19 protein-coding genes are annotated in these 19,352 nt (G+C 65.3%); 10 read left to right on the top strand and 9 right to left on the bottom strand.

Translation table 11 applies throughout. The features are described from left to right. Positions 1 to 18 precede the first annotated feature (18 nt). Genes BS38_RS0119710 through BS38_RS0119730 form a run of 5 tightly spaced genes read left to right on the top strand, consistent with a single transcriptional unit; the run spans position 19 to position 4,800 of the window. On the top strand, positions 19 to 948 hold the full coding sequence (locus BS38_RS0119710) for an ABC transporter permease (protein ID WP_028272355.1): 930 nt from the start codon (positions 19 to 21) through the stop codon (positions 946 to 948). Positions 949 to 956: 8 nt separating this feature from the next. Next, positions 957 to 1,955 carry an ABC transporter permease gene (locus tag BS38_RS0119715; RefSeq protein ID WP_028272356.1) on the top strand — a complete coding sequence of 333 codons (999 nt, stop codon included), beginning with the start codon at positions 957 to 959 and terminating at the stop codon, positions 1,953 to 1,955. After that, positions 1,952 to 3,031, top strand: a complete 1,080-nt coding sequence (locus tag BS38_RS0119720) for an ABC transporter ATP-binding protein (RefSeq protein WP_028272357.1) — start codon at positions 1,952 to 1,954, stop codon at positions 3,029 to 3,031. Before BS38_RS0119715 ends, BS38_RS0119720 begins: the two co-directional genes overlap by 4 nt. Beyond that, positions 3,024 to 4,064 (top strand): ABC transporter ATP-binding protein, encoded by a 1,041-nt coding sequence (locus BS38_RS0119725; protein ID WP_028272358.1) that lies wholly within the window; start codon positions 3,024 to 3,026, stop codon positions 4,062 to 4,064. Before BS38_RS0119720 ends, BS38_RS0119725 begins: the two co-directional genes overlap by 8 nt. 10 nt (positions 4,065 to 4,074) lie before the next feature. After that, on the top strand, positions 4,075 to 4,800 hold the full coding sequence (locus BS38_RS0119730; RefSeq protein WP_028272359.1) for a sulfite exporter TauE/SafE family protein: 726 nt from the start codon (positions 4,075 to 4,077) through the stop codon (positions 4,798 to 4,800). Here the strand turns inward: BS38_RS0119730 and BS38_RS25735 are convergent. Both BS38_RS25735 and BS38_RS0119740 read right to left on the bottom strand, forming a co-directional pair. After that, positions 4,793 to 5,842, bottom strand: a complete 1,050-nt coding sequence (locus tag BS38_RS25735) for a 2-hydroxyacid dehydrogenase (protein ID WP_081818982.1) — start codon at positions 5,840 to 5,842, stop codon at positions 4,793 to 4,795. The genes BS38_RS0119730 and BS38_RS25735 overlap by 8 nt on opposite strands. Continuing rightward, positions 5,836 to 7,137: a glucarate dehydratase family protein gene (locus tag BS38_RS0119740; protein WP_028272360.1), complete on the bottom strand. Its 1,302-nt coding sequence runs from the start codon at positions 7,135 to 7,137 to the stop codon at positions 5,836 to 5,838. Before BS38_RS0119740 ends, BS38_RS25735 begins: the two co-directional genes overlap by 7 nt. Positions 7,138 to 7,258: 121 nt before the next feature. Between BS38_RS0119740 and BS38_RS0119745 the strand changes: the two genes are divergently transcribed. Beyond that, positions 7,259 to 8,170 carry a LysR family transcriptional regulator gene (locus BS38_RS0119745; RefSeq protein WP_028272361.1) on the top strand — a complete coding sequence of 304 codons (912 nt, stop codon included), beginning with the start codon at positions 7,259 to 7,261 and terminating at the stop codon, positions 8,168 to 8,170. Between the two features lie 88 nt (positions 8,171 to 8,258). Here the strand turns inward: BS38_RS0119745 and BS38_RS0119750 are convergent, their stop codons facing one another. The 4 genes from BS38_RS0119750 to BS38_RS0119765 all read right to left on the bottom strand — a co-directional run bounded on the left by BS38_RS0119750 (position 8,259) and on the right by BS38_RS0119765 (position 13,642). Then, the gene (locus BS38_RS0119750) at positions 8,259 to 8,954 is read right to left on the bottom strand and encodes a FadR/GntR family transcriptional regulator (protein WP_028272362.1); all 696 of its coding nucleotides are present in this window, start codon (positions 8,952 to 8,954) and stop codon (positions 8,259 to 8,261) included. 10 nt (positions 8,955 to 8,964) lie between these two features. Next, a complete protein-coding gene (locus BS38_RS0119755; RefSeq protein ID WP_028272363.1) occupies positions 8,965 to 10,092 on the bottom strand; it encodes an L-talarate/galactarate dehydratase in 1,128 nt (375 codons plus the stop codon). Positions 10,093 to 10,653: 561 nt separating this feature from the next. Further along, on the bottom strand, positions 10,654 to 11,916 hold the full coding sequence (locus BS38_RS0119760) for an MFS transporter (protein ID WP_197024998.1): 1,263 nt from the start codon (positions 11,914 to 11,916) through the stop codon (positions 10,654 to 10,656). A 142-nt stretch (positions 11,917 to 12,058) separates the two neighbouring features. Next, on the bottom strand, positions 12,059 to 13,642 hold the full coding sequence (locus BS38_RS0119765) for an IclR family transcriptional regulator domain-containing protein (protein ID WP_028272365.1): 1,584 nt from the start codon (positions 13,640 to 13,642) through the stop codon (positions 12,059 to 12,061). Between the two features lie 200 nt (positions 13,643 to 13,842). Between BS38_RS0119765 and BS38_RS0119770 the strand changes: the two genes are divergently transcribed. From BS38_RS0119770 to BS38_RS0119785, 4 genes are read left to right on the top strand one after another with little or no spacing between them, the layout of a single operon-like run. Continuing rightward, positions 13,843 to 15,102, top strand: a complete 1,260-nt coding sequence (locus tag BS38_RS0119770) for a Rieske 2Fe-2S domain-containing protein (protein ID WP_197025000.1) — start codon at positions 13,843 to 13,845, stop codon at positions 15,100 to 15,102. Between the two features lie 23 nt (positions 15,103 to 15,125). Then, positions 15,126 to 16,295, top strand: a complete 1,170-nt coding sequence (locus tag BS38_RS25740; protein WP_051629040.1) for an MDR/zinc-dependent alcohol dehydrogenase-like family protein — start codon at positions 15,126 to 15,128, stop codon at positions 16,293 to 16,295. Positions 16,296 to 16,324: 29 nt separating this feature from the next. Next, positions 16,325 to 16,852: a hypothetical protein gene (locus BS38_RS25745; protein ID WP_051629041.1), complete on the top strand. Its 528-nt coding sequence runs from the start codon at positions 16,325 to 16,327 to the stop codon at positions 16,850 to 16,852. Continuing rightward, positions 16,842 to 17,819, top strand: a complete 978-nt coding sequence (locus BS38_RS0119785) for a PDR/VanB family oxidoreductase (protein WP_028272367.1) — start codon at positions 16,842 to 16,844, stop codon at positions 17,817 to 17,819. The genes BS38_RS25745 and BS38_RS0119785 overlap by 11 nt, the downstream gene beginning before the upstream one ends. Before the next feature lie 69 nt (positions 17,820 to 17,888). Here the strand turns inward: BS38_RS0119785 and BS38_RS27225 are convergent, their stop codons facing one another. From BS38_RS27225 to BS38_RS0119805, 3 genes are all read right to left on the bottom strand, one after another. Further along, positions 17,889 to 18,113 carry a hypothetical protein gene (locus BS38_RS27225; protein ID WP_231511348.1) on the bottom strand — a complete coding sequence of 75 codons (225 nt, stop codon included), beginning with the start codon at positions 18,111 to 18,113 and terminating at the stop codon, positions 17,889 to 17,891. Between the two features lie 444 nt (positions 18,114 to 18,557). After that, the gene (locus BS38_RS0119800) at positions 18,558 to 18,761 is read right to left on the bottom strand and encodes a hypothetical protein (protein WP_028272369.1); all 204 of its coding nucleotides are present in this window, start codon (positions 18,759 to 18,761) and stop codon (positions 18,558 to 18,560) included. A gap of 121 nt (positions 18,762 to 18,882) precedes the next feature. Beyond that, positions 18,883 to 19,352 (bottom strand): sugar phosphate isomerase/epimerase family protein (locus BS38_RS0119805; RefSeq protein WP_028272370.1); only part of this gene is annotated, 470 nt, incomplete at its 5' end.

Consider the following 19,352-nt stretch of genomic DNA (forward strand, 5'->3'; position numbering starts at 1 on the left):
CCGGAGATAAGGACAGCCATGCTGATCTACTTGAGAAAGCGGATTGTCTCCAGCGCCTTGCCGCTGGTGGTGGTGATTGTTGGTGTGTTCGCGCTGGCCAGGATGACGGGAAACCCCGCCAGCCTGTACCTGCCGCTGAATGCCACACAGCAGATGCGCGACGATTTCACCGCACGCAACGGACTGGACCAGCCGCTGCTGGTGCAGATGGCCGACTACTTTGGCGGCGTGCTCCGGCTCGATTTCGGGCAGTCACTGCGCACGGGGCAGGATGCCGCGGCCATGGCACTGCGGGCTTTCCCGGCCACCCTGCAGCTGGCCGCCACCACCATGGTGCTGGCCGTGCTGCTGGCGCTGGTGGTCGGGTGCTGGGCTGCACTGAAGCCCAACGGCATCGCGGACCGCATCTCAAGTTTCGTCTCCATGGCTGCCGCCTCGATTCCGGACTTCTGGCTGGCAATCGTGGGCATCTGGGTCTTCGCCATCACCCTGGGCTGGCTCCCGACATCTGGTGTGTCGGGGGCCGGCGCCTGGGTATTGCCCATCGCCACGTTGCTCCTGCGGCCGTTCGGCGTGCTGGTCCAGATTGTCCGCGGCTCCATGGTCTCAGCCCTCTCGGAGCCTTACATCAAACTGGCCCGCAGCCGCGGTGCGGGCGAACTCCGGGTGGTCACGCACCACGCACTGCGCAACGCTGCCGCGCCCGCACTGACGGTGGCCGGCGACCTGACCGTGGGCCTCGTGAACGGCGCGGTGGTGGTGGAGACCATCTTCGGCTGGCCGGGCATTGGAAAGCTCATGATCGATTCGATCCTGCAACGGGACTTCGCTGTCCTGCAGGCCGCCGTCCTGCTCACCGCCGTCGCGATCTTTGCCCTGAACATCCTTATCGACATGGGCTACGCGCTGCTGGACGCGCGCGTCCGTCCCGTCACGGTCAAGGCCTAGGAGTAGCCATGAAGAGTTCACTGACTGAGGGCACGGCACCGGAGACGCTGCCGGCGGCCCTCGAACCCCAGAATGAAAAGAAGGACGGAAAACAGGATGGAAAGCTGAGCCTCTTCCGTCTCCTGCTCAAGGACCGCTTTGCCACCGTCTCTGCGCTGATCCTGGTCTTCATCGGCCTGACCGCGCTCGTCGGACCTGCGCTGATGGGTGATCTGGCCACCAAACAGAACCTGCTGTTCGCCAACAAGGCACCCTTCACGCTGGCGCACGGCTGGGAATACTTCCTGGGCAGCGATTCCCTGGGCCGCAGCATGCTGGCCCGGCTGGTCGTGGCGAGCCGGACCACCCTGTCCGTCGCCTTGCCTGCGGTGGCCGTGGCCCTGGTGGTCGGCTCCCTGTGGGGCGTGTGGGCCGGCTATCACCGGGGCTGGCGGGAGAACGTTTCCATGCGCATCGCCGACGTGATCATGAGCTTCCCCTCCCTGCTGCTCGCCGTCGTCGTGCTTTATGTCTTCAGCCCCAGCGCAGCGAACATCGTGCTGATCCTGGCCCTCACCCGCATCCCGATCTACCTGCGCACCGCCCGCGCCGAATCGGCGGAGCTGCAGAGCCGGACGTTCGTGGATGCGGCGCGCACATTCGGTGCCAAGCCCAATGCCATCATCGCCCGGCACGTCATTCCCGTGGTGCTGCCGACGCTCCTGACGCTGGCCACCCTCGAGTTCTGCTATGTCATGCTCGCCGAGTCCTCGCTGAGCTTCCTGGGCATCGGCATCCAGCCGCCGGACGTCAGCTGGGGCCTGATGGTCTCCCAGGGCAGGCAGTACCTGCAGACCGCCTGGTGGCTCTCGATCTTCCCGGGCGTCGCCATCGTGGTCACCACCATCGCCGCCAACGTCCTCGCCGCCTGGCTGCGGATCGCCACCGATCCGGCCCAGCGCTGGCGCCTGGCACTACCCCGCAAGCGGCTGATCGCCCGTATCCCAGCCAAGGAGGCACAGCCGTGAAAACAGCTGCCCAACAAGCCCCTATCCAGCGCGCCGGCGAAGCTGCCGGCGCTGCCACCGGCCAGGCCAAAGCGCACGACGTCGTCCTGCAGGTCCGAGACCTTGCCGTGGACATCCGCACGCACCGCGGCACCGTGCGCGCCGTCAACAGCGTGGCATTCGAAGCCCGTGCCGGGGAAACCCTGGCGCTGCTCGGCGAATCAGGGTGCGGAAAGTCCATGACAGCGAAGGCCCTCGCCGGGATCATGGACCCCGTCTGCGACCTCGCCGACGGCGAGATTGTCCTCAAAGGCACCGACCTCGCCGCGCTCAGCGCCAAGGAACGGCTCAAGTTTGCCGGGCCCGAGCTGGGCATCGTTTTCCAGGACGCGCTGACTGCCCTGAACCCCGTCTACACGGTGGGGACGCAACTCGGCGAGGCCTTCCGCATCCACCGCGGGCTGAACGCCAAGCAGGCGCGGGCTGAAGCGATTGACCTGATGAAACGCGTCGGCATCCCCGAGCCGGAATCCAGGGTAAATTCCTACCCGCACCAGTTCTCCGGCGGCATGCGCCAGCGCATCCTCATCGCCATGGCCGTGGCCCTCAACCCGCGCCTGCTGATCGCCGATGAACCCACCACCGCACTGGACGTCACGGTCCAGGCACAGATCATGCAGCTGCTGCGGAAGCTCCGTGAGGAGGGCCAGATGGCCGTCATCCTCATTACTCACGACCTTGCGGTGGTGGCCGAGGAGGCCGACTCCGTGGCCGTGATGTACGCCGGGAACGTGGTGGAAAGCGGACCCGTCTCCGAAGTTTTCGCCGATCCGCGCCATCCGTATACAAAGGGACTGCTGGAGTCCGTCCCCGTCCACCTGGAGCGCGGCGCCAAGCTCAAGTCCATCGCCGGCAGCCCGCCGGAGCTCCACGACATTCCCGCCGGCTGCGTCTACCAGTCCCGCTGCCCGCTGGTGCAGGACATCTGCCGGGCCGAGCGGCCCGTGCTCCGCCCGGCAGCCATCCCTTCCGGCACGGAACCGCGGCCTGCCCGCACGGCCGCCTGCCACTTCAGCGAGGAGATCAACAATGTCTGAGCCGCTTCTGACAATCGACGGAGTCACCAAGACCTTCCACGTGGCCAGGAGCGCCAGCGGGAACACAAGGCTCAAGGCCCTGGACGGGATCAGCCTGACTGTCGGCAGGGGCGAGACCCTGGGGCTGGTGGGCGAGTCCGGCTGCGGCAAGTCCACCTTGGCGCGGACCCTGATGATGCTGGAAACACCGGATGAAGGAACCGTGACCTTCGAGGGAACCAACCCCTTCGGGCTTCGCGGGAAGGAACTGCTGAGCTGGCGGCGGCGCGTGCAGATGGTCTTCCAGGACCCGTTCGCCTCCCTGAACGCCCGGATGAACGCCGGCGACATCATCGCCGAGCCGTGGGCCACCCACCGCGGCCTCTACCCGACGTCCCGGGAGCGCCAGGCGCGGGTGAGTGAGCTGCTGCACATGGTGGGGCTGCGTCCCTCAGACGCCAGGAAGTCGCCGCAGGAATTTTCCGGCGGGCAGCGCCAGCGCATCGGCATTGCCCGGGCCCTGGCGCTGAACCCGGACGTCATCATCCTCGACGAGCCGGTCTCGGCACTGGACCTCTCCGTCCAGGCGCAGGTCCTGAACCTGCTCAATGAGCTCCAGCAGGAACTCGGCGTTTCCTACATCTTCATCTCCCACGACCTGACCGTGGTCCGCCATGTGGCGGACCGGGTGGCCGTGATGTACCTCGGACGGATCATCGAGACCGGGGCCACCGAGGAAGTCTTTGACCATCCCCGCCACCCCTACACGGCGGCCCTGATGTCGGCGTCCCCGAAGCTGGACGTCAGCGGAACCAGGCGGGACAGGATTGTCCTCCAGGGTGAGCTGCCCTCTCCGCTGGATCCGCCGTCGGGCTGCCGCTTCCGGACGCGCTGCTGGAAAGCCCAGGACATCTGCGCCGAAGTATCACCGGAACCGCAGGTCCTGGCCGCCCCTGACGGTACGAAGCATGTTGCAGAATGCCATTTCCCGCTCGACTCCATCAAAGGACTGACCGGCGCCGCTGCACCTGCAGCTGCTGTGCCCGTCCAGTGAGTGGTCCCGAGTGACCGGTGCCGAATATGCCCTCATCGCCGGGGTGGTCTTCCTGGCCGCATGCCTGCAGGCGTCCAGCGGCTTCGGCATGGGCATGCTGGCAGCGCCGGTGATCGCGATGGTGGATCCGGCGCTGCTTCCCGCCACGCTCATCCTCCTGGCCCTGCTGGTCACCGTCATGGTCACTGTGCGGGAGCGGCAAAGCCTGGACCTCCGTGGCACGGGCTGGGCCCTGGTAGGACGGATTCCCGGGAGCTTCCTGGGGGCGTGGCTGGTGACGGCACTGTCCCGCGAGGGCCTGGCATGGGTGGTGGTGGCCGTGGTGCTGAGCGGCCTGGCGCTGGCGGGCCGCGGCTGGGCTCCCCGGCCCGTCCGCGCCAACCTGATCGCGGCCGGCGCAGCCTCCGGCATCATGGGCACCGCCACCTCCATTGGGGGACCGCCCATGGCCCTGGTGTGGCAGGGACACGACGGCCCCCGGTTGCGCGGCACGATGAGTGCCTTTTTTATGGTGGGATCGTCGATTTCGATGCTGATGCTGTGGATGACCGGAGCTGTCACCTCGGAGATGCTTTTGCTGGCGCTGTGGATGGTCCCGGCGGCCGTCTGCGGCTACGCGGCATCCCGGTTCGTGAACCGCTTCCTCAACGCCGCACGCCTGAAGGCCCTGGCCCTGGGTGCGTCGGCGCTGGGAAGCGCCCTGCTGATCGTGCAGCTGGTCCTGGCGGCTACATAGACGGGACGGGACCAGCAGCCGGGACGGGCCGCGGCACCAGGTTTGCGAGTTTCCCGCCCCGTGCGAGCAGCCCGATGTTGGCGGCAATATCGGCCGCCCTGCGTTCAAACGTGGTGCGTGCATGGCCGGAATGGTGCGGGGTCAGCACGGTGTTCTGCAGGGACGCGAAGGGCAGTTCAGCGGGCGGAATCACGCCGTCCGCGGGTGATCCCCACCAGACGTCGAGGCCGGCTCCGGCGATCCGCCGCTCCTTCAGGGCCGCGTACAGTGCCGCCTGATCCACCACCGGCCCGCGTGCCACGTTAATAAGGAACGCTGAGGGTTTCATGGCGGACAGTTCCGCCGCCCCGATCATCCCCTCCGTGCCGGAATCCAGCGGCACGGTCACCACCACGACGTCGGACGCCGCCAGGAGCCCGTGGAGTTCGTGGTTTCCGCCCACCCAGTCGAGGCGGACCCCCGGCGGCAGGGCGGCTGCCGGATTGCGCCGCACAGCGCGGACCTTCATGCCCAGCGCTCCGGCCACGCGGGCGACTTCGGCTCCGATGGACCCCAGGCCCACCAGGCCCAGTGTCAGGTCGGCGAGGACGGGATGGAACGGCACGTCGCGGTGCGTTGCGATGGTCCGCCACTGCCCCTGGCGGATGTCCCGGTCGGCGGCAGCGACATTGCGCGACAGCATCAGGGTGACCATCAGGACGTGCTCGGCGATGGGCCGTGCGTGATGGAAGGTGTTGGCCACCAGGGCTGACGGCAGCAGGTGCGGGAAGGAAATCTTGTCGTAGCCTGCACCCGTCACATGGACCAGGCGCACGCGGCCGGCAGCTTCCGCTTCCGCGGGGCCCAGGGAGGAGCAAACCACGACGTCGGCGCCCGCCAGGGCGTCCAGCCGGCGGCCCGGAGTCCAAGCCGCCGCCATGTCCCACTGGTGAGTGCCGCCGTCGACCTTTAACTGGTCCTCGAAGCGGCTGATAATGGGGTCGGTGACCACGATCTTCAGTGATTTAGGACCATCCGGAGCCTGGTCCGCGGTGCTTACCACCGGGGGCCCTGGAGCTCGTAGGAGGGGTGGAGCCGCTGCATGTAGCCGGTGTCGTCCCGGCTCCTGATCCCGCAGTCCAGGTACTGGCGGTGCAGGCGTTCCAGGGCGTCGCGGTCCACCTCGACGCCGAGGCCCGGGCCGGTGGGGACCTGGACGGCGCCGTCCTTGAACGTGAACACACCGCCCGCGATGACGTCCTCCGACGGGTCCTTCCAGGGCCAGTGCGTGTCGCAGGCGTAGTCGAGGTTGGGGGTTGCCGCCGCCAAATGGACCATGGCGGCGAGGCTGATGCCAAGGTGGGAATTGGAGTGCATGGACAGGCCAAGGCCGAATGTCTCGGTGATGCCGGCCAGGAACTGGGTCCGGCGGAGGCCGCCCCAGAAGTGGTGGTCCGAGAGGATGACGTCCACGGCGCCGGCCGCCACGGCAGGGGCCACATCCGCGAAGCTGACCACGCACATGTTCGTGGCCAGGGGCATGCCGACCTCGCGGCGGACGGCCGCCATGCCTTCGATGCCTGGTGTGGGGTCCTCAAGGTACTCCAGTACGCCGTGCAGTTCCTTGCCCACCCGGATGGAGGTCTCCACTGTCCAGGCGCCGTTGGGATCGATGCGGAGGGGGAGGTCGGGGAACTCGGCGCGGAGGGCGTGGATAGCCGCAATCTCTTCTTCCGGCGGGAACACGCCGGCTTTGAGTTTGAGCGCGCTGAAGCCGTAGCGGTCCACTATGGTCCGGGCCTGCCGCACAATCCCGGCGGGGTCCAGGGCCGCACCCCAGGCGTCGTCAGCCTGGCCGGGGTGGCCCGCCCATTTGTAGAACAGGTACCCGCTGAACTGCACGGAGTCACGGACGGCGCCGCCCAGGAGGTCGCTGACCGGCCGGCCGAGGAGTTTGCCCTGGATATCCAGGGCGGCGACGTCGAACGCGGAGAGCACGCGGTCAGCTGTGCTTGAACCGGTGACCATGCCGCTCATGCCGTGGCCGCCCTGGATGGTGTCCTGCCGGAGTGCCTGGGCGATCCGGCTGCGCAGCAGGTTGATGTTGAAAACGTCCGTGCCGGGCACGGCTGCCGCGGCGAGCCGGAGCCGGGCAATGTGGCCGGCATCGCCGTAGGTTTCACCGAAGCCCGATACGCCGGCGTCCGTTTGGACCTCCACGATGGCCCGCAGCGCGAACGGCTCGTGAACGCCCACTGTGTTCAGCAGCGGCGGGTCCTTGAAGGCCACGGGCGTGATGGAGACGCCGGTGACCCTGGCCTGGTTGACGTACTGGGCGGGATCGTATGCCTGGTCCACAGCGCTGTGCTCCTTGATTGGCTCGGGGGTTGATTTACCTGCTCCGTTCACCGACCATAAGGGGAGTCATCGATCCAAGTCCAAGCTAATTTGAGCACTCAACAATTCAGTAAAGGTATGAATGTTTTCCCTACCCCAGTTAGAGGCGTTTGTGGCCGTCGCTGAAGAGCTCCACTTCGGTGCCGCGGCTGAGCGGCTGAACATGACCCAGCCGCCGCTGAGCCGCCAGATCCAGATGCTCGAAAAGAAGCTTGGAACCCAGCTTTTCGGCCGCACCAGCAGGAAAGTGGAGCTGACCGCCGCGGGCGCCACCCTGCTGCCGAGGGCGCGGCAGATCCTGGACATGTGCATCAAGACGGACCTGGATGTCCGCCGGGTTTCCTCAGGCGAAGCAGGTGCCATCACCGTGGGGTACACGGCCATCGCCGGCCAGAGTGCACTGCCGCTGATGCTGCGCCGGGCCGCGGAGGGGATGCCGGGCGTGTCCTTTGTGCTCCGGGAACTGGTCTCCACGGACCAGATGGACGGGCTGGTGAAGGGCAGCGTGGACATCGGCCTGCTGCGGCCCATCGTGGCCCGGCCCGGGGTGGTGTCCCGGCCGCTCATGCAGGACCGGCTGGTGGTGGCGCTGCCCGAGGGGAGTTCGCTGCTGGGCAATATGGCGGTGCCGGCGGGTCAGCCGCTGCCGCTGGGGTCCCTGGACAGGCTGCCGCTGCTGATGTACTCCACCAAAGAGGCCCGGTACTTCCACGACCTGGTGCTCCGGCTGTTCGCCAGCGCCGGCGCCCACGCCAACGTCACGCAGTACGCAAGCCAGGTTCCGGCCCTTCTGGCCTTCGTCCAGGCCGGTCTGGGGGTGACGCTTGTCCCCGCCTCGGCCATGGCGTTCGCGCCCGCCGGAGTGGAATTCCACGAGATTGACGGACGGCACGGCATCCAGGAGCTGAACCGCGTGGATCTGGAGCTGGCATGGAACGAAGAGACAGCCAACCCCGCAGTCCTGCGGCTCCTGAAGCTGATCGACACGTTCTGACCGGCTGGCCGACCTTCACGCCTGAGCGGGGCGCGCTTCCCGGCCGGACACGCGGCCGGTTTCGCCCGGCAGCGGCAGCTGGCCAGGGCTACTGGCGTCCGTCCCTAAGCCGGCGTCTCGAGTTTGCCAGGTGGCTGCGCATGGCAGCCGACGACGACGGCACGTCACCTTCCGCGATGGCCGCATAGATGGATTCGTGCTCGTGGACCACCTGTTCAAAGTGGTCGCGGGCGTAGTGTTCGACGCCGGTCATCAGCCGGGTGCGCGGCATGGCGATCATGGTCTGGCCCAGGGACGCGAGGCAGTCCGAATAAAAGGGGTTTCCCGTCGCCGCAGCGATGGCTTTGTGGAATTCGTAGTCGGACTTCATGGCATGCGCCGGGTGGTCGCCGCTGGCAGTGAACTCCTCCAGGGCGTTCAGGACTGCCTTCAGTTGCCGGTCCGTCCGGTTTCGGGCAGCCAGGGCCGCGGCCTCCGCCTCGACGCCAATGCGGAACTCGAGCAGGTGGAGCCGGTCCTCAAGGCTCGCCACCGGCCGCCCGCCGGGGGAATGCGGATCGCCGTGCGGGGGCGGGGTCAGCGCAAAGCTGCCCCGCCCGCGTTCGGTTTCCACGAGTCCTTCAGCCTGGAGCCGGGTCAGGGCCGCCCGGACCACCGTGCGGCTCACGCCGAACTCGCCAATCAGCGTGTTTTCGCTGGGGAGCTTGTCTCCGGGCTGGATGACGCCGTCAACGATGCGGGTGCGAAGATCGGCGGCGAGGTCCGCGGTCAGGTTCCGGCTCATGCGTTCAAGGTTACGCGCCGAACTCCACGGACTCGGTTGTCCAGGCGCGGGCCTGGTCGCTGAGTGTCACGCCGAGACCGGGGCGGTCCGGAACCAGCATGCGGCCGTTCTTTGTTTCGAGTCGCTCGTTGAACAGCGGGTCCAGCCAGTCGAAGTGCTCAACCCACGGTTCGCGCGGGTAGGCGGCGGCGAGGTGGAGGTGGATCTCCATGGCGAAGTGCGGGGCAAGGCCCAGGCCGCGCTCGTCCGCCAGTGCGGCGAGGCGGAGGAACTGGGTGATGCCGCCGACGCGGGGAGCGTCGGGCTGGATGATGTCGCAGCCGTTGGCGTTGATCAGGCCCTTGTGCTCGGCCACGGAGGCCAGCATTTCACCGGTGGCGATGGGGGTGTCCAGGACGTTGGCGAGGTGGGCGTGGCCTTCGAAGTCGTAGGCGTCCAGCGGCTCTTCGATCCAGACGAGGTTGAATTCCTCCAGTTGCCGGCCCAGCCGAAGTGCGGTGGCGCGGTCCCACTGCTGGTTGGCGTCCACCATGAGCGGGACGTCCCAACCGATGTGTTCGCGGATTCCGGCGACGCGGCGCAGGTCCTCTTTGCTGTCCGGAAGGCCCACCTTGATCTTGATGCCGCCGATGCCTTCGTCGATGGACTGGGTGGCGCGAACCTTGACCTCGTCGAGGGAGGCGTTGAGGAAGCCGCCCGAGGTGTTGTAGGTCTGGACCGAGTCGCGGTAGGAACCCAGGAGCTTCGCCAGAGGCAGGCCGGCGCGCTTGGCCTTGAGGTCGTAGAGGGCGATGTCGATGGCGGCCAGCGCCTGGGTGGCCACGCCCGAGCGGCCCACGGAGGCGCCGGCCCAGAGCAGCTTGGTGTAGATCTTGCCGATGTCGTTGGGGTCCTCGCCGATGATGCCCTCGGCCACCTCCTTGGCATGCGCGTACTGGGCGGGTCCGCCTGCGCGCTTGGAGTAGCTGAAGCCGATGCCGCTGTGGCCCTGCTCGGTGGTGATTTCAGCGAAGAGGAAGGCCACCTCCGTCATGGGCTTCTGGCGGCCGGTGAAGACCTTGGCGTCGCTGATCGGCACGGCAAGGGGAAGCCTCGCGGTGGAAAGTTTGACGTGGCGGATGAGGTCTACGGTGCTCATGGGGGGCTCCTCGGCGGGGTGGCGGGCTGCGTTGCCCTTCTACTTAGAGTACAAGTTTATAACTTGTACTACAAGTATGGTTTGCCTGGAAGATGGATGTGCGGGCTGGCGACCCCCTCTTTGCAGTCAAGGGTCTCCCAACCCGAGGGTTGGGAGACTCTCGGGTTGAGACAGGCGGCCCTATCACCGGGGCTGGGGAAGCGTCTCGTAACTATGTCTTCTAGCCGGCACTCGTTCTCGCTGCCCTCGGCGAGTCTTACGAGACACTTCTGTCAGGCTGGGATCTGAGAGTCCCTTGAGCCGGCTGTCAGGAAATCCGAATCGGACCTTGTCCTGACAGGCCTGCGCCTACCTGCCTGACGTCAGGTTGTGGTGTGCGTCAGCCTTATATGCCGGGAGCTCAATCGGGGAGCAGGAGCGACCACAGTGCCACGCATGCTAGTTTCTAGGCGCAGCTTTTGCCTACTGTGCCTTAACCCAGGTGGGCCCGTCGTCCGGCAAAGCCGCCGGCCCACCCCTGTCCGGGAGGACGAGGGATGGGCCGGCGGGTGCTACAGGAAGCTAGGCATTTCCCTGATTTGTCACGGCGATTTCAACGTCGTCGGGGCGTTCGTTGACGAAGTACATGATGATCATGCCGAGGAAGGGGCCGGCGGCGAGCGTGATCAGAGCCGCCATGAAGGAATTGTCGGTTGCGGCGAAGACGGCGCCCACCGCCAGAGGGACCAGGACGCTTCCGATTTGCCACATGGCGTTTGTTATTCCGGCAGCACCGCCGAGCACCCGGCTGCTCACGAGGCGGGGTACGAGGGCCACAATGAGCGGGAGGTAGCAGTATGCCCCGAGTCCGAGCAGCGGGGCGGCGATGAAGAAGGCTACGGCGTTGTCCAGCATGCCGAAGACGACGAGCATGACGGCGAAGCAGCCGAGGACGACCATCGCGGGAACCCTGCGGGCGCCGTTGAACTTGTCGGCGATCCAGCCGATAAGGGGTTTCCCCAGGACGCCGAGGGCTGCGTATATAGCCACGATGCCGCCGGCGATCGTCGGGTCGATGCCGTGCCCCTTGATCATGAGGGCGTTGGACCAGGTGATGAATCCATAGGTCCCCCAGAAGCCGCCGAATCCTGCCAACGCCAGGAGAAGAAGGTTCTTGTTGCGTCCGAGTTCGATAAGGACGGACCGGCCCTCCGCGCGGTTGGCCCTCTTGGCTACGACCGGGCCGGGCCTCAGCACGAGGTAGCAGGCGATGCCGGCCACGATGGAAACGCCTCCGAAAAGCAGGTAGGAGGCATGCCAGGAGTAGTGCTCGATGAGGTAGGGCACGGCGGTGTTCGCCACCACGACGCCCAGCGACGTTGCCGAGGTGTAGATCCCCATTGCCTTGCCGAGTTCCTCGGGATGGAACCAGCTGGATATCAATTTGATGCCGGCGGCATATTCGGCTCCGGCGAAGAGGCCGATGATCGCCTGGATGGCCATACCGGTCCAGGCGGATGTGGTGGACCCGAAGAGCATCATGGACGCTCCGGCACCTATGAGGGAAACCGCAATGAGTAGGCGTCCGCCAACCCTGTCGGTGAGGAATCCGGTGCCCGCGTTCGAGACGACGTAGCCAATGTAGTAAAAGGTGGCAAAAAGCCCGAGGCTTGCCAGGGGCACGCCGAGATCGTCTCCAATGAAGATCGACGCCGGACCCCACGTCGAACGGTCAACGGAAGTCATGGTGAAGGCCAGCCAGCAAAGGACTAGGACCAGCCAGCGGTAAGGGCGCCTGGATGGATCGAGATCGGTGGAGACGCGGGCAGGGTCAAGGGCAGTCATGTGTATCCCATTCTGAAGGGGCGTCGTTGCCGCGGGACATCGCGAAAACAAGAATTTGCGTGTGATGAATATAACCATCCTGCGCACCGGATATCAACCTTTTTTGTCCGCATAGTGTCATTTTGCGCGTAAGACGGACGCTTCAGATGTTCAGACCATCCCTCAAATCCATCATGAACTCGTCGGCGGCGTCCCGTAAGGCCGGCAGGAAATTCTCGGTCATGTCCCGGTCAGCGGTAGTGGCTTCGTGGACTGAGGCGCTCATGGCCGCTACAACCTCGCCTCTGCGGTTCCGAAGGGGGACCGCAACAGCGCGTATTCCGGCCTCGAGCAATTGGTCAACGTAGCTCCAGCCCTGCTCTCGAACTGCCGCCAGTGTGACCTCGAGGTCTGCCAGGCCATTGCCGGCCCTGTCCCTGCCCGCGGAACGCTTGGCGTCTTTGAGGCCGGCGGCGGGCAGAAGGGACAGGAGAACCTGGCCCATGGCCGTGCGCTCTGCTGGAACCCGGGTGCCCGGGCGAATGTTCACTATCAAGGGACTCGGTGCACTGGCCCTGGCTACGTAGCGCAGGTCCATGCCGTCCAGAACGCCGATGGAAACCGAGGCCCCGAGCTTTCGCGCCAAGGCTTCGAGGCGGGGTTTGGCCACGTCTGCTAGCGAAAGCCGGGACAGCAGGGAGTACCCCAGCTCCAGGACCAGGGGAGTTGGGGCGTAGCTGCGCCCTTGCTGTTCAAGGTAGCCAAGTGAGGCCAGGGTCAGGACGAAGCGACGCGCCGCCGAGCGCGGGAGCCGGCACCGCTCGGATATTTGCGCCAGATTCATGGCCGGGTGGCCTTCATCGAAGGCGGTGAGGATGCACAATCCTCGTTCTACCGATTGGATTACATCCGATGGACGCACCTTGGGGCGAGTGGCGGTGGAAGGTGCCATCACGGACCTGGCCGGAGCTGTCCCGGAAGCCGGCCAGAGGGCGGCCGCGGTTCGTTCCGCGGCGGACTGGAGCAGGGGAACGAAGTCGTTCTCGAGTACCCGGGTGTCCACGCGCGTGGCGTGCGCGGCAATGTTCAGGGCGGCGATGATCCGACCCTCCGGGTCATACAGGGGAACGGCCACTGACCGGATTCCCGGCGTCAACTCCTGATCGGCCACCGTCCACCCACGCCCGCGGGCTTCCTCGATCCGCTCCCGCACGTAGCCGGGCTCGAAACCAGGGCTGGGTTCCATGGACGAAAGGTAGTCCTCGAGTTCGTCCGGAGCGAGATCGCCCAGCAGAACACGGCCGGTGGCCGTACTGTGTGCGGCGACGCTGGTGCCGACGGTGATGTTTGCGGTGACGATCCTGTCGGCGGCCACCCGGGCGGCGTAGTAGACGCGACGCTTGTGGAGCACGGTCAGGGAAGCCGTTTCCCCCACCGCGCGGACGAGCTCGTCCAGATGGGGGTGGGCGGCGTCCGGCAGCGGATTGCTGCGAAGGTATGCGTCACCGATCGCGAGTACCCCGGGGGTCAGCGTGTACCCCTCCGCCGACTGGCTTGCGTAGCCCAGGTACTCCAACGTCAGGGCGAACCTGCGTGCCGCGGTGCGGGTGATACCGACAAGCGACGCCACGTCTGCGACGGAAAGCGGTTCTTCCCGCGCACTGAATGCCCTGAGGACCGACAGGCCCCGTTCCAGAGAGTCCACATAGTCCGGGTCTGTGGCCGCGAGCTCTGCGGCGACCGGCATTGATGCATTCACACTCTCGAATCTAGACCATCGCCCGTCCGGCCAATGGAAGTGCCGCCGCTGCGCATTGCTTGACGGACCAAAGAGACCCATGCAACACTTCATTGACCGAATAACGCGCAAGTGCGCGCAAATCGGATATATCAAAGATTTCGACTTACATCGGAAGGCCCACAGTGCTCACTTCAGATCAAAACGTCTTGCTGACCCAGACCGGCCCGGAAACGCCCATGGGGCGCCTGTTCAGGCGGTATTGGTTCCCTGCTCTCCTCGCCGAGGAACTCCCCGAGGCGGACTGCCCCCCGGTGCGCGTCCAACTCCTGGGTGAGAAGCTCATAGCCTTCCGAGACACTTCCGGCCGGCTGGGCCTGTTGGACGAGTTCTGCGCACACCGGACCGCTTCCCTGTACTTCGGACGCAATGAGGAAAACGGCCTCCGGTGTGCCTACCACGGGTGGAAGTACGACGTGGAGGGCAACCTGGCGGACATGCCGTCCGAGCCGGAAGCCTCCAAGTTCAAATGCCGGATCAAGCAGAAGTCATATCCCCTCGTGGAACGGGGAGGCGTGCTCTGGGCATACATGGGTCCCGGGGAGCAGATGCCGGACCTTCCGGAACTCGAATGGGCCCTCCTCGGCGACGGGCAGCGCTTCATTTCCAAGCGCCTCCAGGAAACCAACTACCTCCAGGCCATGGAGGGTGGCATCGACTCCAGCCACGTTTCCTTCGCCCACCGCTTCAACCTCGACGATGACCCCATGCACTCCGGAACGGCCGGCAATGAGTACATCAAGGCTGACACCCGTCCGAAGTTCGAGGTCGCCGAAAGCGACGGCGGCTTGTTGATCGGTGCCCGGCGCAACGCAAACGAGGAAGAGTTCTACTGGCGCATCACCCAGTGGATCATGCCCTTCTATACGATCATTCCGCCGTTCGGCACCCACAACCCCATGGGCGGGCACGCCTGGGTCCCGATCGATGACACCACGTGTTGGGCCTGGTCCTGGAACTACCACCCGACGCGCGACCTGCGCGAGGACGAGCTGGAACAGATGCGCAACGGCGACGGCATCCACGCCAAATACATTCCGGGAACCTATCGGACGCTCGCCAACAAGGACAACGACTACCTCATGGACCGCGAGGCCCAGAAGCAGAACAAAACCTTCTCCGGGATCGAGGGCATCGCCGCGCAGGATTTCTCCCTGCAGGAAAGCATGGGCGACATCGCAGACCGCACCAAGGAGCGGCTGGGCACCTCCGACGCCGCCATCATTCTGGCACGGCGCCGCCTGCTCGCAGCGCTGGACTCCATGGAGGACGAGGCCCTCCCGGGCATCAGCACCGCAGACCAGCGTGTGCGCTCGACGTCCGTGTTGCTCCCCAAGGACGTGCCGTTCCATGAGGGTGCCCAGCAGGCCATCCAGGTGGTCCCCGGAACTGACTTCGTTTCCATCTAGACCGAACCAACTAGGAGTTCCGCATGAAAGACCACGGTTCCACGGTTGCGTCTCCGGACCCGGCCGCGACGCTGACAGCGCCCCTTCCTGATGCTGTCAGGGCCGCCGTCTCGTTGCCTGATTCGACCACCACGGTCCAAGCGATTGATCCGAGACTGGCCACGAGCGCCGCAGGCTGGCTCAAGGTGGAATCCTCCGCGCTGTGCGGGACCGACCTGGACCTGTACCAGCAAGGCCTGGGCCATCCCACAGTGATGGGCCACCACGTCATTGGCGAAATCGTCTCCCTCACCCCGGTCATGCAGTGGTCGTGGGACGTCGAGGTCGGCGACAGGGTGGCACTGGAGGAATACCTCCCCTGCGGACTGGCCACCTGTGATGCCTGCTCAAAGCCGGAGGTCTACCGTTTCTGCCCGGATGCAGATCTATGGGGCGGCCAGCGCCGGGTTGGGATGCTCGGAATCCACGAAGGTTCAGGTCTCCATGGCGGCAATGCCGAATACATGGAACTGTCGACCCGGACCGTACTCCACAAACTGCCCCGGGACCTGGACTCGAACCTCGCCGCCTGGACCCAACCCTTCGCCAACGCGGTCGATTGGGTCGTCAACATCGGCGGCGCCACGAGCGGATCGCGCGTAGCCATCATTGGACCGGGCTACCACGGTGTCGCCGCGGTGGCAGCCGCCAGGGCGGTCGGCGTCCAGGAGATCGTCGTGCTGGGACGCAACTCGCGCACCAGCCGCGACCGCCTGGAGATTGCCGAGGCCATGGGCGCATCCATCATCGTCAACGATGACCTCGGGTTAACTTCCGCGGCCTTGGGCCGGCATGGACAGCGGAACGGATTCGACGTCATCGTCGATACGGTCGGTCTGGGTGGACCGGCCCTGCAAACCACAGAACACCTCCGAAAGCTGGGACGCCTGATCCTCGCCGGCCTGGGAGATACTCCCGTTGCAGAGGTGAACCTGAAGACCCTTGTCCGGGGCGCGTCGGGCGTCGTCGGCGTACGCGGCCGTTCTCCGGAGGCCGTTGCCAGGAGCATCGAACTTCTTGCCGCCGGAGACACGGGCTTGGAACACGTGCCCAGCATCGACGTCGGGCTGGAAGGGGTCGACGAACTCTTCCGGTCCCTTCTGGACCGGACAGGCCCCAGTAGCCCTCACATCGTCGTTCGACCTTCGCCCTGATCAGCGAAACCCAAACCTAAAGGAAGCCCATGACCCACCTGACGTCGCGCGCCTACTACAAGGCCCGCATCCTTCTTGTCCCATTGGGGCCCTCAGGCGCCGCACTCGTCTCGACAATGTCCGATGCGGGCCTGCGGGAAGTCCTTGTTGCGGCACCCGCCAGCCATCCCGACGGCGCACTACTCCGCGAGGTCGGCGCACCGGAGACCGAACTGTCCACGGAAACCGTCAGCGACCTTGCGGCCAGCACGGACATGATGGTGTTTCTAGGATCGCGCCTCGAGGAGACCCCCGACGACTTCGTTGCTGCCATGGCCACTGCGGGACGGAACCAAGGAACACTCCTCGCAGGCGTTCTCGTCGCCGTCGGCGGCTGGGATTCCGAACCCGGTTCGACCTCCATGACCGTGCTCCGCCGTGAACTCGACATGCTCGTCACTGTGAGAAAATCTGACCTCGCCCGCGACTTCATCGAGGTCCTCAAAGGCGGAACCAGGGAAGCCATTCCCGGCAAACTCTTCCAATACCCCACTACCGGAGCCCCCCATGCCCAATGACACGTTCGACCTCGTTGTGCGGGGCCTGCGCCAGGAATCCACCAGCGTCATGTCCCTCGAACTGGCCCTTCCCGACGGCAGCGCCCTCCCCAAGTGGCAGCCCGGCGCCCATCTGGACGTCGTGCTCCCGTCCGGCCTGGTCCGGCAGTACAGCCTTTGCTCCGACCCGGGCGATCTCCAGAAGTATCGTCTCGCCGTCCTTCGCGAACCGGATGGGCGCGGAGGCTCTGAGGAACTTCACTCCGAAACACGCCTCGGCACAAAACTGGCAGCGCGCGGACCACGCAATCACTTCAGCATGGAGGGTGGCGCAACCCACTACCTCCTGGTCGCAGGCGGCATCGGCATCACACCCATCCTGGCCATGGCAAAACAACTCATGGCCGCAGGCAAGAGCACGCGGCTCATCTACTGCGGATCCAGCCGCCAAACCATGGCATTCGTCGACGAGCTCCAGGAAATCATGGGAGATTGCCTCGCGCTCTACCCAAGAGACGAGCGCGGCCGGGCCGACCTACTCGCCGAAATCAAGAAGGCTCCCGCTGGAACCGCCGTCTACGCGTGCGGACCGGAACGACTCATTGCCGACCTTAAAAGCATCACGCTGGATACCTTGGGTGCAGACGCCTTCCATGCGGAACTCTTTGCCGCCGCAACGCCGCCTGCGAGCACCGGAGACGCAACGGAACCAGCAGCAGACGCACCCTTTGAAATCGAGCTGCGGAAATCCGGCTGCACGCTTACCGTTCCACCGGAAAAGTCCATCCTTGATGTTGTACTCGAAGTGAACCCCTCCTTCATGTCCTCCTGCGAGGAAGGGTTTTGCGGGACCTGCGAAACCAAGGTCCTAGAGGGCGAAGTCGAGCACCGGGACACCATCCTATCTGCAAAGGAACGGGCCAGGAACGACACCATATTCATCTGTGTCAGCCGTTCCAAGTGCCCGAAACTGGTCCTGGACGCCTAGCCCCAGGGATCGGAAGAGAGGCCTTGCGGCAAGAGACTTGAAGCGGCTTTAATGGGACCCGCCGGGCCGTCAGCGTTGGATCCGGGCGGAGCGCGCCAGTCGGATCATGCGCTCTTGCAGGTCTTCGGCCTCGGGCCGGGTGAGGCCCAACGTATCCAGGATGGCGCCGGGAACGGTAACGGCTTTGTCCCGCAGCGCGGCCCCCTCGGGAGTCAGCGCCACTGCCAGGGATCGTTCATTTCCCTCGACCCGTTGACGTGTGAGGTACCCGTGTCCCTCAAGCCGGTTGAGCAAGGGAGAAAGAGTTGCAGACCCACGCAACAGCGTCTGGCTAAGGGATGCTGCCCCGATTCGTCAGGTTTGGGTGTAGTTCACTCTGACGGCAGTGAGGCGAAGCCCCCAGTTATCTCAGTAGCTGCAACGACTTGCAGTCGTGGAAGTGAAAAGCCCTCCTGTCGTTCAGGTTGTCCCTTATCCAAATAATGAGTCCGTCGCGTGTTTTTGACTCCACCGATCCAACAACCCATTGCCCAGTCCTTGCCTCTTGACATGACACGACGTCCTCAGGGCGGAGACCTGTCCAAGTCAGCAGGGGCTGCTTCTCGACCTCCTCCTGTTGTTGTCCCTCGATTAGGTACGGGAGGCTTTCTTGCTGTTTGGCGTGAGATTCTTTCGGCAAATCCACGACATCCGGCTTGGATAGTTTCGTCGGGTCTTGGCAAAACACCCTCCTGCTCCTCACAGCAAATCCGCTTCCTGGGTAAGGCCAAAAGCAACACCGGGGCTGATGGCGACAGTAAATGTTGCAAAGTCGACCCTGGTTACGAGAATCCCGCAGTCAGTTGCTTCTCTGCGGAGCAGTGAAATGGCCTGCTCCAATTGCCGGTCTCTCGAAGCGCGGTCCTCGACGCTGATAGTAATCTCTGACGTTTCGTTCGACATGGGCTGCTCCTTTCAGTTGCCTGATGGGGCGCCCGCTGGGGGCAGCTAATTTCAGGTACGAAATCCTCCTGAGGGCCCCCGCCGCACCGCATATGAGCTGGGTCGTGGGGGCGTTTGGTTCTTAGTTCTTGGCGTTGAAGGCGGCGTCGAAGCTGGTCTGGGAGGCGGGGAAGTCGAACTTTTTGAGGGCGGCGAGGGCTTCGGGGGCGCCGTGGAGGCGGTCCATGCCGGCGTCTTCCCATTCGACGGAGATCGGGCCGTTGTAGCCGATGGCGGTGAGGGCTCGGAAGGACGATTCCCAGGGCACGTCGCCGCGTCCGGCGGAGACGAAGTCCCAGCCGCGGCGCGGGTCGCCCCAGGGCAGGTGGGAGCCCATGACGGTGTTCCGGCCGGTGGGGCGGAGCTTGGTGTCCTTGCAGTCCACGTGGTAGATCCGGTCCTTGAAGTCCCAGATGAAGGAGACCGGGTCGATGCCCTGCCACATGAAGTGGGACGGGTCCCAGTTCAGGCCGAAGGCTTCGCGGTGGCCGATCGCTTCGAGGGTGCGGACGGTGGTCCAGTAGTCGTAGGCGATTTCGGAGGGGTGGACTT

This window comes from Arthrobacter sp. UNC362MFTsu5.1 (assembly GCF_000685965.1).
In the GTDB taxonomy this organism is placed as follows: Bacteria; Actinomycetota; Actinomycetes; order Actinomycetales; family Micrococcaceae; genus Arthrobacter.